The organism is Aurantimonas aggregata (genome assembly GCF_010500835.1).
GTDB lineage: Bacteria > Pseudomonadota > Alphaproteobacteria > Rhizobiales > Rhizobiaceae > Aurantimonas > Aurantimonas aggregata.
This window is the reverse complement of the sequence record NZ_JAAAMJ010000015.1, coordinates 62,322-74,612: the sequence shown is the minus strand read 5'-3', so window position 1 is coordinate 74,612 and position 12,291 is coordinate 62,322. Positions and strand designations below refer to the sequence as shown.

The 12,291-nt window shown below is 67.9% G+C and carries 16 protein-coding genes; 6 read left to right on the top strand and 10 right to left on the bottom strand.

Annotated elements, in window-relative coordinates; all coding sequences use genetic code 11:
* Positions 1-5: 5 nt before the first annotated feature.
* The 5 genes from GTW51_RS16995 to GTW51_RS16975 all read right to left on the bottom strand — a co-directional run bounded on the left by GTW51_RS16995 (position 6) and on the right by GTW51_RS16975 (position 3,693).
* Positions 6-800, bottom strand: a complete 795-nt coding sequence (locus tag GTW51_RS16995) for a class II glutamine amidotransferase (RefSeq protein WP_163045232.1) — start codon at positions 798-800, stop codon at positions 6-8.
* 92 nt (positions 801-892) lie between these two features.
* The gene (locus GTW51_RS16990; RefSeq protein ID WP_163045231.1) at positions 893-1,318 is read right to left on the bottom strand and encodes a helix-turn-helix domain-containing protein; all 426 of its coding nucleotides are present in this window, start codon (positions 1,316-1,318) and stop codon (positions 893-895) included.
* Positions 1,315-1,869: a Smr/MutS family protein gene (locus tag GTW51_RS16985; protein WP_163045230.1), complete on the bottom strand. Its 555-nt coding sequence runs from the start codon at positions 1,867-1,869 to the stop codon at positions 1,315-1,317. Before GTW51_RS16985 ends, GTW51_RS16990 begins: the two co-directional genes overlap by 4 nt.
* Positions 1,866-2,972: a murein transglycosylase A gene (mltA, locus tag GTW51_RS16980; protein ID WP_163045229.1), complete on the bottom strand. Its 1,107-nt coding sequence runs from the start codon at positions 2,970-2,972 to the stop codon at positions 1,866-1,868. The genes GTW51_RS16985 and mltA overlap by 4 nt, the downstream gene beginning before the upstream one ends.
* A gap of 10 nt (positions 2,973-2,982) precedes the next feature.
* The gene (locus GTW51_RS16975; RefSeq protein WP_163045228.1) at positions 2,983-3,693 is read right to left on the bottom strand and encodes a Tim44/TimA family putative adaptor protein; all 711 of its coding nucleotides are present in this window, start codon (positions 3,691-3,693) and stop codon (positions 2,983-2,985) included.
* A gap of 174 nt (positions 3,694-3,867) precedes the next feature.
* Here GTW51_RS16975 and GTW51_RS16970 point away from each other — a divergent pair, with 174 nt between their 5' ends.
* A complete protein-coding gene (locus GTW51_RS16970; RefSeq protein ID WP_163045227.1) occupies positions 3,868-4,398 on the top strand; it encodes an FxsA family protein in 531 nt (176 codons plus the stop codon).
* A 173-nt stretch (positions 4,399-4,571) separates the two neighbouring features.
* A complete protein-coding gene (gene secB, locus GTW51_RS16965) occupies positions 4,572-5,090 on the top strand; it encodes a protein-export chaperone SecB (protein WP_163045226.1) in 519 nt (172 codons plus the stop codon).
* A gap of 91 nt (positions 5,091-5,181) precedes the next feature.
* On the opposite strand, the gene dnaQ is transcribed toward secB, so the two are convergent.
* Both dnaQ and GTW51_RS16955 read right to left on the bottom strand, forming a co-directional pair.
* Positions 5,182-5,904 (bottom strand): DNA polymerase III subunit epsilon, encoded by a 723-nt coding sequence (gene dnaQ / locus GTW51_RS16960; RefSeq protein WP_163045225.1) that lies wholly within the window; start codon positions 5,902-5,904, stop codon positions 5,182-5,184.
* A gap of 136 nt (positions 5,905-6,040) precedes the next feature.
* Positions 6,041-6,433, bottom strand: coding sequence for a RidA family protein (locus GTW51_RS16955; RefSeq protein ID WP_163045224.1), 393 nt, complete (start codon positions 6,431-6,433; stop codon positions 6,041-6,043).
* A 176-nt stretch (positions 6,434-6,609) separates the two neighbouring features.
* Between GTW51_RS16955 and GTW51_RS16950 the strand changes: the two genes are divergently transcribed.
* Positions 6,610-7,206: a TetR/AcrR family transcriptional regulator gene (locus GTW51_RS16950; RefSeq protein ID WP_343034043.1), complete on the top strand. Its 597-nt coding sequence runs from the start codon at positions 6,610-6,612 to the stop codon at positions 7,204-7,206.
* Between the two features lie 24 nt (positions 7,207-7,230).
* Here GTW51_RS16950 and coaE read toward each other — a convergent pair whose 3' ends face one another.
* From coaE to GTW51_RS16935, 3 genes are read right to left on the bottom strand one after another with little or no spacing between them, the layout of a single operon-like run.
* Positions 7,231-7,815, bottom strand: a complete 585-nt coding sequence (coaE, locus tag GTW51_RS16945; RefSeq protein ID WP_163045223.1) for a dephospho-CoA kinase — start codon at positions 7,813-7,815, stop codon at positions 7,231-7,233.
* Complete coding sequence (locus GTW51_RS16940; RefSeq protein WP_163045222.1) at positions 7,815-8,777, bottom strand: shikimate dehydrogenase; 963 nt, start codon at positions 8,775-8,777, stop codon at positions 7,815-7,817. Before GTW51_RS16940 ends, coaE begins: the two co-directional genes overlap by 1 nt.
* A complete protein-coding gene (locus GTW51_RS16935) occupies positions 8,770-9,369 on the bottom strand; it encodes a Maf-like protein (protein ID WP_163045221.1) in 600 nt (199 codons plus the stop codon). The genes GTW51_RS16940 and GTW51_RS16935 overlap by 8 nt, the downstream gene beginning before the upstream one ends.
* 514 nt (positions 9,370-9,883) lie before the next feature.
* On the opposite strand from GTW51_RS16935, the gene hemE reads away from it, so the two are divergent.
* The 3 genes from hemE to GTW51_RS16920 all read left to right on the top strand — a co-directional run bounded on the left by hemE (position 9,884) and on the right by GTW51_RS16920 (position 12,105).
* Entirely contained in the window at positions 9,884-10,903 is a 1,020-nt protein-coding gene (hemE, locus tag GTW51_RS16930; protein WP_163045220.1) for a uroporphyrinogen decarboxylase, read from the top strand.
* A gap of 120 nt (positions 10,904-11,023) precedes the next feature.
* Positions 11,024-11,542, top strand: a complete 519-nt coding sequence (hemJ, locus tag GTW51_RS16925) for a protoporphyrinogen oxidase HemJ (RefSeq protein ID WP_163045219.1) — start codon at positions 11,024-11,026, stop codon at positions 11,540-11,542.
* A complete protein-coding gene (locus GTW51_RS16920) occupies positions 11,542-12,105 on the top strand; it encodes a gluconokinase (protein WP_163045218.1) in 564 nt (187 codons plus the stop codon). The genes hemJ and GTW51_RS16920 overlap by 1 nt, the downstream gene beginning before the upstream one ends.
* Positions 12,106-12,291: the final 186 nt, after the last annotated feature.

The following is a 12,291-nucleotide window of genomic DNA, read 5'->3' as shown; positions in this document are numbered from 1 at the left end:
CGGCTTCAGGCCGCCTGACGCGTGACGGCCGGTCGGCGGAAGGCGCTGATCTCGCGCGATCCGTCCCGGCCGATCGTCATGACGGAGTCGGGCGGCACCATGCTCCAGGTCTCGGAGCCCGCATCGCAGGGCTCGGAGGCAACGACGACGCCATCGCCGGCCTGGCGCCAGTAGAGCGTCGGCGGATGGCCGTCGCTGGACCAGCGATAGGCCCACAGACGGTCGCCATCGGCATGCACCGCGGCAAAGCGCAGCGGCTCGGCGACGCCCTGCCTGGCCGCCTCTGACTCGATGGCCGCAAGCGTCGCGCCGAGGGCGCCGACCGGGTCCTCGTCCAGGCCATTGCCCAAGGAAGCCAGGAAGATCGCTTCGGAATCGCTGGTGCCGCGGCGGCGTGCATACAGCGCGTCGGGGATCATCGCATCGACCGCCCGGCGCAGCGTCGGATAACCGCCGATCTGGCCGTTATGCATGAACAGGTGCCGGCCGTCTGTGAAGGGATGGCAATTGGCGGTGGACACCTCGCCGGAGGTCGCCGAACGGACATGCGCGACGAACATCGGCGAGCGGATCTGTCGGCAGAGCGAGACGAGGTTGGCGTCGGACCAGGCTGGCAATATGCCGCGATAGACACCCGGCTCCGGCCGCTCGCCATACCAGCCGATGCCGCAGCCGTCGCCGTTGACGATGGTGCGTGCCTCGCGCGCCGCCAGCGACTGCGAGATCAGCGAGGCGCGCGGCTCGACGAGCAGCTTTTCCAGGAGGATCGGCGGGCCGGCATAGGCGAGAAGTCGGCACATTCGGCATGGCACCGGGCAAGAGCGGACCGGCTTGCGGCCCCATCCCCCACGTTCCGCCTGGCATGGTTAATGCCAGGTTAAAGCAGGCAGTTTCACGTGAAACCGCGGCCCTTGCCGGCTGCCTGGCGGCGGCGCTTCTCCCGCACCGCCGCTTCGGCGCGTTCCGCGGCCTGCTCGACCTCCGTCAGGATCTTCCGGATGTCGTCCGGTGCCAGGATCGCGATCGACTCGGCCAGACGGTTGGCGAGCGTCGTCGCCTCGGCGCTCAGCCCGGCGGTCTCCACCGTCACCTTGGGATGCGACAGGGCCGCCAGGCGCTCGAGCTCCTCGGCGTCGTCCCAGATCACGTTGAGATAGCCGATGATCCGCTGCAGGAGGTCCCATGTGGGCCGGCCCCGTCGGCCATGCTCCAGCGCCGAGAGGTAGGCGCTCGACACATTGAGCGCGGCCGCCATCTGGCCCTGGGTGACACCACGCTCCTTGCGCAGCGCCCGGATGCGTTCGCCGAACGGGGTCATCGCGGTCGCCGCACCCGGACATAGAGCGCGCCGTCGCCGCCGTGATGGCGCTCGGCGCTATCGAAGCCGGAGACGAGGGGGCGGAACTCGGGACCGGCGAACCATTGCGGCACCACCCGCCGCAACACGCCACGGGAGCCGAAGGCCGAGCCGGCGGTGCCGCCACGGCCGGTAATCACCAGCACATGTCGCAGCCCCATCGCCTGTGCCTGGCGCAGGAAGCTCACCAGGGCGTCATGGGCGCGCTGCTGGGTCATCTCGTGCAGGTCGATGCGCGCGTCGATCGCCAGGCGTCCCTTGGCGAGCTTGCGGCGCGTCGGCTTCTCGATCGCGTGCTGGCTGAGGCGGGCGGCCGGCTCGGGCGCTGGCCGAACGGGGGCAAGCACGGCATTTGGCTTGGCGGCGGCGGGTTTTGCCGGGGCGGCCGGCTTTTCCACCCGGATCTCCGGCGGCAGCGGTGGATAGGACCGACCCTTCAGCGGGATCGCGGATCGCGCGACGCCCGCCCAGAGTCGGGCTTCCTCGGTGCTGAGGCCGCGCCGGCGCCTCATCGCGCCAGGCTCTCGGCGAGGCGCGGCGGCACCAGCACAGTGAAATCGGCGGCGTCGCGGATGCGCCCGGCGACGCGGCCGGCCTCGAACCCGGAGCCGACATAAATGTCCGCCCGCGCCGGCCCGATGATCGCCGAGCCGGTATCCTGGGCGATCATCAGCCGGTTGAACGGCCGGCCGCCGATCCGAAGCTGGGAGGCCGCGATGAAGTAGGGCACGCCGAAGGTTGCCAGTTCCCGGTCGACGGCGATCGAGGCGAGCGCCGTCAGCGGCACCTGCGCCGCGCCGACCGGGCCGAGCGAGGCATCGTCGACCGCCGCCTCGCGGAAGAAGATGAAGGAGCGGTTGCGATCGAACAGCGCGCGCTGGCGTTCGGGATGCGCCGCGAGCCAGGCGCGGATGCCGTCCATGTCCGCCTCGGCGAGGGTCAGCTCGCCGGCATCGACCAGCAGCCGGCCGATCGCCGTGAATTCGTGGCCGGACTTGGCGGCAAACCCGACCCGCATCTGACGCCCGTCGGTCAGCTCGAGCCGGGCGGAGCCCTGTATGTGGATGAAGAACGCGTCGACGGGATCGGCAAGCCAGGCGATTTCCAGCCCGCGGCCGCGCAGGAGGCCTGCCTCGATGGCGGCGCGGTCCGGATGTTCCTCGAGCAGCCCGCAGGATTTGCGCCGGGCAAACCGGAAAGACGGATCCATGCCCGGCGGCCGCGACACGTCGTCGATCTTCACCAGCTCCGGCGGCGGTACGTAGAGCGGAAAGCGGAAGCGCGGCGTCTTGATCGCCGAGGCCTCGACGACCGGTTCGTAATAGCCGGTCACGAAACCGTGCTCGCCGTCGGTCGCGGCGGCGTCGGGGACGATCTGCAGCGGAACGAAATACTCTTCGAAAAAGGCCCGGGCTACCGCATCATCGCGTTCAGTCGCGAGGGCCGACGCCGCAGCGTCACGGAAGGCAGCCGCCGCGATGCCGAGCGTGCCGGTCCGGAATGCCCCGGAAACGAGCTGCTCGGCGCTGCGACGAAAGGCGGCGTGGGCGAGCCCGTGATCCGCCGCCGCCCATTCGGGCAGGTCGGCGAAGCGGCGGCGGCGGAAGGCGACCATCGCCCTCGGCTCAGCCTTCTTCGGATTCGGTGCCGGCGAGCTTCCAGTTCGGATCGCGCGACCGCGTGTCGCGCGAGAACGTCCAGACGTCCTTCACCTCGACGACGGTTTCCGGATCGCCATCGGTGACCTCGCCCGACTGCGTGACAACCGCGGTGATCATCTGCGCGACGATGCGCACGGTGACCAGCGCCTCGCGGGCCTTTAGCTCGGCCGAGACCAGCGTCGCGTCGTCGATGCCGACGAAGGAGGACTGCATGCGCTCCCCGCGCGATTCGCGGTCGATGATCGCCTGCTCGAAGCCCTGGTAGACCTCTGGAGTCAGCAGGTTTTTCAAGAGCTTGCGGTCGCCGTCGGCGAAGGCCGTGACGATCATCTCGTAGGCGATCTTGGCGCCCTCGAGGAATTCCTTCGGATCGAAGGACGGATCGTTGTCGTAGATGCGCCGCAGCTCGGCGTTCAGCGGCGTTCCCGTCGGCGCCACCGCGTCGATGGTCTCGTAAGGCTGGCGCGGGGTCGCGGGCTCGCCGTTGTCCGGCAGGCGCCGGTGCGGCAGCGTGACGACGTTGCCGCCGGCGGCGGCATCCTCTCGCGGCTTTTCGGTGCGCGTATAGGGATCGAACGGCGGGCGCTCGTTGCCAGTGCGGCGGCCGAGCACGTTACGCAGCTGAAAGAGGACGATCACCGCCAGCACTATGAAGAAGATCGTCCCAAAACTCATTGCGCGCCGCCACCTCTCAGCCGAACCACTTGTCGTCCCCATATAGAGACGCACGGCAACGCATTCAAATTCCTTTCGACCGTTCCTATCTCTGTGATCGCAGCGAACGGTCCGAACCGGATGCCGCGACACCCCGGCGGGACGCCGGAAGAGCTTTTGCCGGAGAACCCGACCATGCCCCTTGCCCTGATCCCGGTCCTGCTTCTGGTGATCCCGATCCTCGAGATCGCCGTCTTCATCCTCGTCGGCAACCTGATCGGCCTGTGGCCGACGCTGGGACTCGTGGTCGTTACCGCGATCTTCGGGACGCTGCTGCTGCGGCGCCAGGGGATCGACACGCTGACCCGCATCCAGGCCGAGACACGGGCCGGGCGGGTGCCGGCGCGCGAACTCGTCAACGGCGTGATGATCGCCATTGCCGGCGTGCTCCTGCTGACGCCGGGCCTGGTCACCGACACGCTCGGGTTCCTCCTGTTCGTGCCGGCGATCCGCGACGCGGTCTGGAATTTCCTGAAGGCCCGGGTCGTCGTGGTCGCGTCCAGCGGTTTCGGCCGTGGTCCGGGGCCCGCGCCGCGCGGCGATCCGGACGTCGTCGACCTGTCGGGCGCCGAGTTCGAGCGTCGGCCGGATCCGACGTCGCCCTGGCGCGGCACGGACGGGCAGGCCGGCCCCGACGGCGAACCGCCGCGCCGCATCCTGCACTGAGGGTCGTCTTTCTCAGCCGGGCGCGCCTCGCCTTGTCCTGATAGCGCCCGCATGATAGCGCTCCGGCCGATCTTTCAGGCCGGCCAGCCCTGCGGCGACCGGCCGACCCAAGCCCGGCACGAGCCGCTTCAGGCGGTCGCCAAGCCGACGATACAAGCGAGACGGGAGCAGTCATGTCCGACACCACCGACCATCAGTCCGGCGGCAACGGCGGCACGCCGGCGACGCCGGCATCGGCCACGCCGCCGAGCATCAACATCCTCACCCAGTACATCCGCGACATGTCCTTCGAGAGCCCCAATGCGCCGGCGGCCCTGCGCGGCCAGAAGAAGGCCCCGGCGATCAACATCGGCGTCAATGTCGGTGCCAACCCGATCCAGGGCACCGAGGGCGAGTACGACGTGCGGCTGAGCCTCAACGCCAAGGCCGGCGAGGGCGCCGACCTGATGTTCAATGTCGAGCTCGACTATGGCGGCGTCTTCAAGCTGCAGAACTTCCCGCAGGAGCATCTCCTGCCGGTGCTGTTCATCGAGTGCCCGCGGCTGCTCTTCCCGTTCGCGCGGCAGGTGATCGCCGACGTCACCCGCAATGGCGGCTTCCCGCCGCTGATGATCGACCCGATCGACTTCGCGCAGCTGTTCCAGCAGCGCATGGCCGAGGAACGCGCCCGCCAGCAGGTCCAGACGACCTGAGGCGACGCCGCGCCCCGGCGCAGATCGCAGACGAGAAAGGCCGGCGCATCGCTCGATGTCGCCGGCCTTTTCATTTTCAGACTGCAGTCGATCAGGACGCCGCAGCCGCCGGTTCCGGTCGCTCGATGTAGCGCCACCACAGCGCGTCCTTGCCGAGACTGGCGACGAAGCCGGCATGGGCGACGATCTCGTCAGCCGAGAGACGCGGCGGCAACGGCACCGGCCGCGGCGCGATGCGGCCGAGATCCTCTTCCGACCCTTCCAGCGGCTCGCCGGTGTCGACGACGAGGCCCAAGGCCGCCTGCCGGCCGCCGATCAGCTCGATATAGACCTCGGCGAGGAGCTCGGAATCCAGCAGCGCCCCGTGCTTGTCGCGGCGGCTGGTGTCGACCGAGAAGCGCGAGCAGAGGGCGTCGAGCGTCGCCGGGGCCATCGGGAACTTGCGCCGCGCCATCGGCAGCGTGTCGATCACCATGCTGGAATCGATCGGCGGCTGGCCGATCCGCGCCAGCTCGGCATTGAGAAACTGCACGTCGAACGCGGCATTGTGGGCGATCAGCCGCGCCCCCGCAAAGAATTCGAGGAAATCGTCCGCGACCTCCTCGAACAGCGGCTTGTCGGCGAGGAACGCGTCGGAGATGCCGTGGACGTCGAAGGCGGCGGGATCGACCTTGCGGCCGGCCGGACGCACGAAGGTGTGATAGTTCCGGCCCGTCGGGATGTGGTTCCACAGTTCCACGGCGCCGATCTCGACCACGCGCTCGACCGCCGGATCGAGCCCGGTGGTTTCCGTGTCGAAGACGATTTCGCGCATGGGATACTCCGCTTCCGGTCTCCTTGTCGGGCAGGCGGGTCGACGAGGCAAGGCGACAGGGACGGCGACGCGCCCCTATCCACCAGCTTAAGTGTATGTTCTCTCTATGTTCTTTCGGCCCATGCTGCCAGCGTGATCAGCGGGGCAGGCGCGCGATCACCTTGATCTCGAAATCGAACCCGGCGAGCCAGTTGACGCCAACCGCGGTCCAGTTCGGGTAAGGCGGCTCGCCGAAGACGGTCGCGCGGACGGCGTTGACGGCGGCGAACTGGGTTTCCGGATCGGTGTGGAACGTCGTGACATCGACGATGTCGTCGAACGTGGCGCCGGCTGCCGTCAGCACGGCGGCGAGATTGTCGAAGGCCAATTGGACCTGCGCCTGGAAGTCGGGCTCGGGAGAGCCGTCCTCGCGGCTGCCGACCTGTCCGGAGACGAACAGGAGGTCAGCCGACCGGATGGCGGCCGAGTATTTGTTGATGTCGTAGAGGGCCTGCCGTCCGGCAGGGAAGATCGCATCGCGCTGGGCCATCGTGGCACTCCTGTTGTGAGAACTTGCGGCAATCGACCGTTATGTCCGTCTGCCGCACGCCGCGGCGCCCACTGTCGTCGGGGGCAGGATTGATATACGTCGCGTATGTGCATAGGTGATGGCATACGCGCCGTATGTCAATACGCATACTTCACGTATGCGAAGGAGGATTAGCCGTGGCCGGGAAACGTCGAGCAGAGATGGTGGAGGAAACCCGCGGCAAGCTGGTTCACGCCGCACGGCGCGCCTTCGCCGCCAAGGGATATGCCGCGGCATCGATGGACGAGCTGACGGCCGAGGCCGGCCTGACGCGCGGCGCGCTCTATCACAATTTCGGCGACAAGAAGGGGCTGCTGCAGGCCGTCATCGACCAGATCGACGCCGAGATGCTGGACCGGATGCGCGCGGCGAAGGCTGGTGCCGAGACGCCGTGGCTCGGCTTCCTGGCCGAGAGCATCGCCTATATCGAGATGGCGCTCGAGCCGGAGATCCAGCGCATCATGCTGCTGGATGGGCCGGCCGTGCTCGGCGATCCGTCGCGCTGGCCGAACCAGAACGCCTGCCTTGCCACGACCACGCAGACGATCCAGGCGCTGATCGACCAGGGAACGCTGAAGAGGCTGGATGCCGAGGCGGCAGCCCGGCTGCTCAACGGCGCAGCGCTGAATGCCGCCCTGTGGATCGCCGCCGCCGACGATCCGCCGGCGGTTCTCGACAAGGCGGTGGCGGCGTTCCGGCATCTGGCGGAGGGCATGCTCCGGCCAGAGGCCTGATTATCAAGGCTTCAGGAGAGGGGCCTAGAGCGCTCGGCAGCGCTTGACGATGGCCTTTACCGCCAGCCGGGCCGCTTCCATGCCGTTGCCGGTGTCGACGATGAAGTCGGCGCGGGCGCGCTTTTCCTCGTCCGGCATCTGGCGGGCCAGGATCGCTTCCAGCTTCGCCTCGGTCATGCCCGGCCGCGACAGCACCCGTTCGCGCTGGACCTCGGGCGGAGCCGTCACCACGACGATCCTGTCGCAGCGACTGTCGGCACCCGTCTCGAACAGCAGCGGCACGTCGAGGACGGCAAGCCGCGCACTGCGCTGGCGCGCCGCTTCGAGAAAGGCCTCCTCCTCGGCGCGCACCAGCGGATGGACGATCGCCTCCAGCCGCTTCAGCGCTTTCGGATCGTCGAGCACCCGGGCGGAAAGCTGTTCGCGATCGACGACGCCATTCACCACCGTCTCGGGAAACGCCGCCTCGATCAGCGGCGCGGCCTTGCCGGCATAGAGCTGGTGGACCACGGCGTCCGCCGAATGCACCGGCGCGCCCTCGGCCGCGAACATGTGCGAGGTCGTCGTCTTGCCCATGCCGATCGAGCCGGTGAGACAGAGCACGATCATCAGACGCCGCTTTCGATGTCGCGGACGATCGCGTCGCGCAGCGCCGCGTCGACCGCCGGGCGCCGGCCGAACCAGCGCTCGAAGCCCGGCACCGCCTGGTGCAGCAGCATGCCGAGCCCGTCCGACGTCCGCAGACCCCGCTCGGTGGCGGCCTGAAGGATCGGTGTTGCCAGCGGCACGTAGACGATGTCGGCGACCATCGCGTGATCGGGCAACGCCGAAAGATCGGGAAGCTTCGGCGCGAACCAGTCCGGCGTCTCGTCGTCCGGATCCGGCGCGGGAATCGGCGTCGTGTTGACCAGGAGGTCGCTCGAGGCAAGCAGCTCGGGCTTCTCTTCCTCGCCATGGGCGCTGACCTTCGGCCCGAAGCGCTCGGCAAGTTCCCCGGCCCGCGAAACCGTCCGGTTGATGACCCGAACGGACGGGATGCCGCCCTTCAGGAGCGCGAAGATCACCGCCCGCGCTGCGCCGCCGGCGCCGAGCACCGTCGCGGTGCCGGCATCGGCCCAGCCGGGCAGCTGCGCATCGAGATTTGCCGCAAAACCGTAGGCATCGGTGTTGCCGCCGACGAGCCGGCCGGATTTCTCGAACCACAGCGTGTTGACCGCGCCGATGGCCTCAGCCGCAGCGTCTCGGCGCGCGACCGCATCGAGTGCCGCCAGCTTGTGCGGCAGCGTAACGTTGCCGCCGACGAAACCTTGTCGGCGCAGGGTCTTGAAGAATTCGCCGATCTCCTCCGGCGGCACGCCGACGCGATCATAGGAGCCCGGCAGGCCGAACTGCTTCAGCCAGGCGCGGTGGATCATCGGCGAGCGCGAGTGCCAGACCGGCCAGCCGGTGACGAAGGCGCGCGGGCCCTCCGTCGCTGCCTGAACGAGGTTGGGATCGAAGATCGACCCTTCGCCGCGCGGGCGCTCGGCGCCGCTGACATAGGGCTCGGGTGTCCAGTCCTGCTCAGCCATCGATCTCTCCGCGACGCTGCAATTCCTTGACCAGCGGCAGCAGCGGCAGCCCGATGATGGTGAAGAAGTCGCCCTCGATCGATTCCATCAGCTGGATCCCCTCCTTCTCGATCTGGTAGGCGCCGACGCTGGTCAGCGCCTTTGGGCCGGTATGGGCGAGATAGCGGCCGATGAAGCCGGGATCGAGTTCGCGCAGCGTGATCGACGCCGTCGCGACATGGCGCCAGGTGACCGCGCCGTCCTCGACCAGCACCACGGCGCTGTTGAGATGGTGGGTGCGGCCGGAGAGCTTCAACAGCGTGCGGCGCGCGTCTTCCATCGTGGCGGGCTTGTGCAGCACCTCGTCGCCGAGCGACAGGGTCTGGTCGGCGCCGATCACGATCGCGCCCTGGTGGCGCGTCGAGACGTCGGTCGCCTTGGCCTCGGCCAGAATGCCCGCAATGTCTTCCGGCGAGACGCCGCTTTCGAGGAGGGGTAGCTCGATCGCCCGCTCGTCGAGGTCGCTCGCCTCCACGGTGAAGTCGATGCCGGCATTCTTGAGGAGCTCGCGCCGATGGACGCTGCTCGACGCCAGTACGATGCCCTTGGCCATTTCGCTCGCCTTTTAACGATTTCTTTAAGGACGCCGGGCTTGATAGCGCTTCGGATCGCGAAAGGCCAAGAGCGCCGGACTCGATTCGCCCCCCGCCGGCAAGCCGGCGCGGGAACAGCACCCATGATTCTTCGCCAGCCTGTGGGTTAACGAAGGGTTATGGGCGAGAGCCCGACCGTCCACCGGGCGCCGGGGGACAAGGGTGCGGTTGTCCCCAATCGGCGACGCCTCGCGGCGATGTGCGAGCATTGCGGGAATTTGTGGACGAGAGTCTGGTCATCCCCCATTCGTCCCCAGATGCGAGATCGCCCAAGGCCACGCTAAGCGCCGTCCCGGCCTAAGGAATCTCCCGACGATCCCCATTGCGGCGCAATACCCGTCATGATTGCCTGTGGACGATGGCCGCATGGCCTCCATCTACCGGCCCGTGTGGATTCCGACTATTCACCGACTCTAAGAATCATAATCTCTATCTAAGAGAATCTTTTCTTTATTGAATGGGAGCCAAGACCTGATGGAGAAGCGCAAGCTCGTCCGCGTCCTTGAGGGCGAAAGCGTCTCTCCCCCGCCGGTATGGCTGATGCGGCAGGCCGGACGGTATCTCCCGGAATACAGGGCCACCCGCGCCAAGGCCGGGGGCTTCCTCGACCTCTGCTACAACCCGGACCTGGCTACGGAAGTCACCCTGCAGCCGATCAGGCGGTTCGGCTTCGATGCGGCGATTCTGTTCTCCGACATCCTGGTGATCCCCGACGCACTCGATCGCGGCCTGCATTTCGTCGAAGGCGAAGGCCCGAAGCTGACGCCGCTGCGCGTCGACGAGATCGAGCGGCTGGACCCGTCCAGTGCGGACACGCATCTCGCCCCGGTCATCGCGACGGTGGCCCGGCTGCGCGAGCAACTGCCCGAGGAGACGACGCTGATCGGCTTCTGCGGCGCGCCCTGGACGGTGGCGACCTACATGATCGCCGGGCACGGAACGCCCGACCAGGCCCCGGCGCGGCTGTTCGGCTACACCCATCCCGAAGCCATGGAAATGCTACTTTCCATGCTTGCGGAGATGAGCGCCGACTACCTGATCCGCCAGCTGCAGGCGGGCGCCGACTGCGTGCAGATCTTCGATTCCTGGGCCGGCGTGCTGGATGAGGCCTCGTTCGAGGCCTATGCGGTCAAGCCCGTGGCGCGGATGGTCGAGAAGGTTCGTGCCGCGGTTCCCGGCGCCAAGATCATCGGTTTCGCCAAGGGCGCGGGTGCGTTGCTGTCGACCTATCGCCAGAAGACCGGCGTCGACGGGATCGGGCTCGACTGGGGCGTGCCGCTGTCGTTTGCCAAGGAACTGCAGAAGGATGGCGCCGTGCAGGGCAATCTCGACCCGCTGCGGCTGATCGCCGGCGGCCGGGCGCTCGACGAGGGCGTCGACCGGATCCTGGAAAGCCTCGGCAGCGGCCCGCTGGTGTTCAATCTCGGCCACGGCATCACGCCGAACGCCCCGGTCGAGCATGTCGAGGCGCTGCTTCGGCGCATCCGCGGCTAGCACGAACCGTCCAGCTGCCAGGGTATAAACCTTTCGCCGCGGCCCAGGGTATAAACCTTTCGCCGCGGCCGGCTTCGGTCTATGCCCTGCCCAGACTGCCGCCCGAAGGATCGTTTCCGCATGAAGAACGCCGTGATCGCCCTCGTCATCACCGCCGCCGCCGTGGCGCTGGTCTTCCTGCTGATCCCGGGCGACTACAACAGCACCGGCTATCTCTGGATGAAGTCGCTGCACATCATCGCGCTGATCGCCTGGATGGCCGGCACGCTGTATCTGCCGCGGCTGTTCGTCTACCACGCCGAGATCGGACCCGGCACGCCGCAGTCCGAGACCTTCAAGGTCATGGAACGCCGGCTTTTGAAGGCGATCATGAACCCGGCGATGATCGTCACCTGGGTTGCCGGCCTGTGGCTGGCCTTCAAGGGCGGCTGGTTCGTCGCGGACGGCAATGGCTGGCTGCACGCCAAGATCGTCCTGGTCGTGCTGATGTCGGGCCTCCATGGCTACTACTCGGCCTCGGTGCGGCGCTTCGCCAACGACGCCAACACGAAGTCCGTCAAGCACTGGCGCATCATGAACGAGGCGCCGACCATCCTGTTGATCCTCATCGTCATTCTCGTCGTGGTGAAGCCCTTCTGATGGCGGCCGACCGCGACGGGCCTGGACGGCAGAGCGAGTTGACGGGCGAGATTCCGACCGCGCTGGTCGTCATGGGCCCGTCCGGTGTCGGCAAGTCGACCACCGCCGAAGCGCTGGCCGCGGCGCTGGGCTGGCCGTTCGCGGAAGCCGATCGCTTTCACCCGAAAGCCAACATCGCCAAGATGACCACCGGACACCCGCTCGACGACGCCGACCGGGCGCCCTGGCTGGCAGAAATCCGGGACTGGATCACCGCACAGGCGGCAGCGGGTCGATCCACCGTCCTCACCTGTTCTGCGCTGAAGCACCGCTATCGCGACGTGCTGCGTGAATCTGGCGCGCGGGTGCGGTTCGTCGCTCTGACAGCCGATCCTGCGCTCGTCGCGTCCCGCCTGGAACATCGCAGCGGCCACTACATGCCGGCGACCCTGCTGCAGTCGCAGTTCGACGCGCTGGAGCCACTGGGCCCCGACGAGGACGGCGTGACGGTGACGGTCGACGTGCCACCGCCCGCGGTCGTGGCCCGTGTCCTTGAACGGCTTGGCCTCGCCACGCCGGGCTGACGTCAAAGCCCACTTGCGTTGGCGCCCGCCTCTGGCTATATCGAAGTGTGAATGCAGCCTCCTGAGAGGCGCGGTGGTGCCGAACAAGGTGCCCCGTGTCGTTCCCGCCAAAGACCGTTCGCGTCCGAGGCCTTATATTTCCCCATCGCAGTTTCCCATCGGTCCCGGTCCAGCCATCGGGGCAAG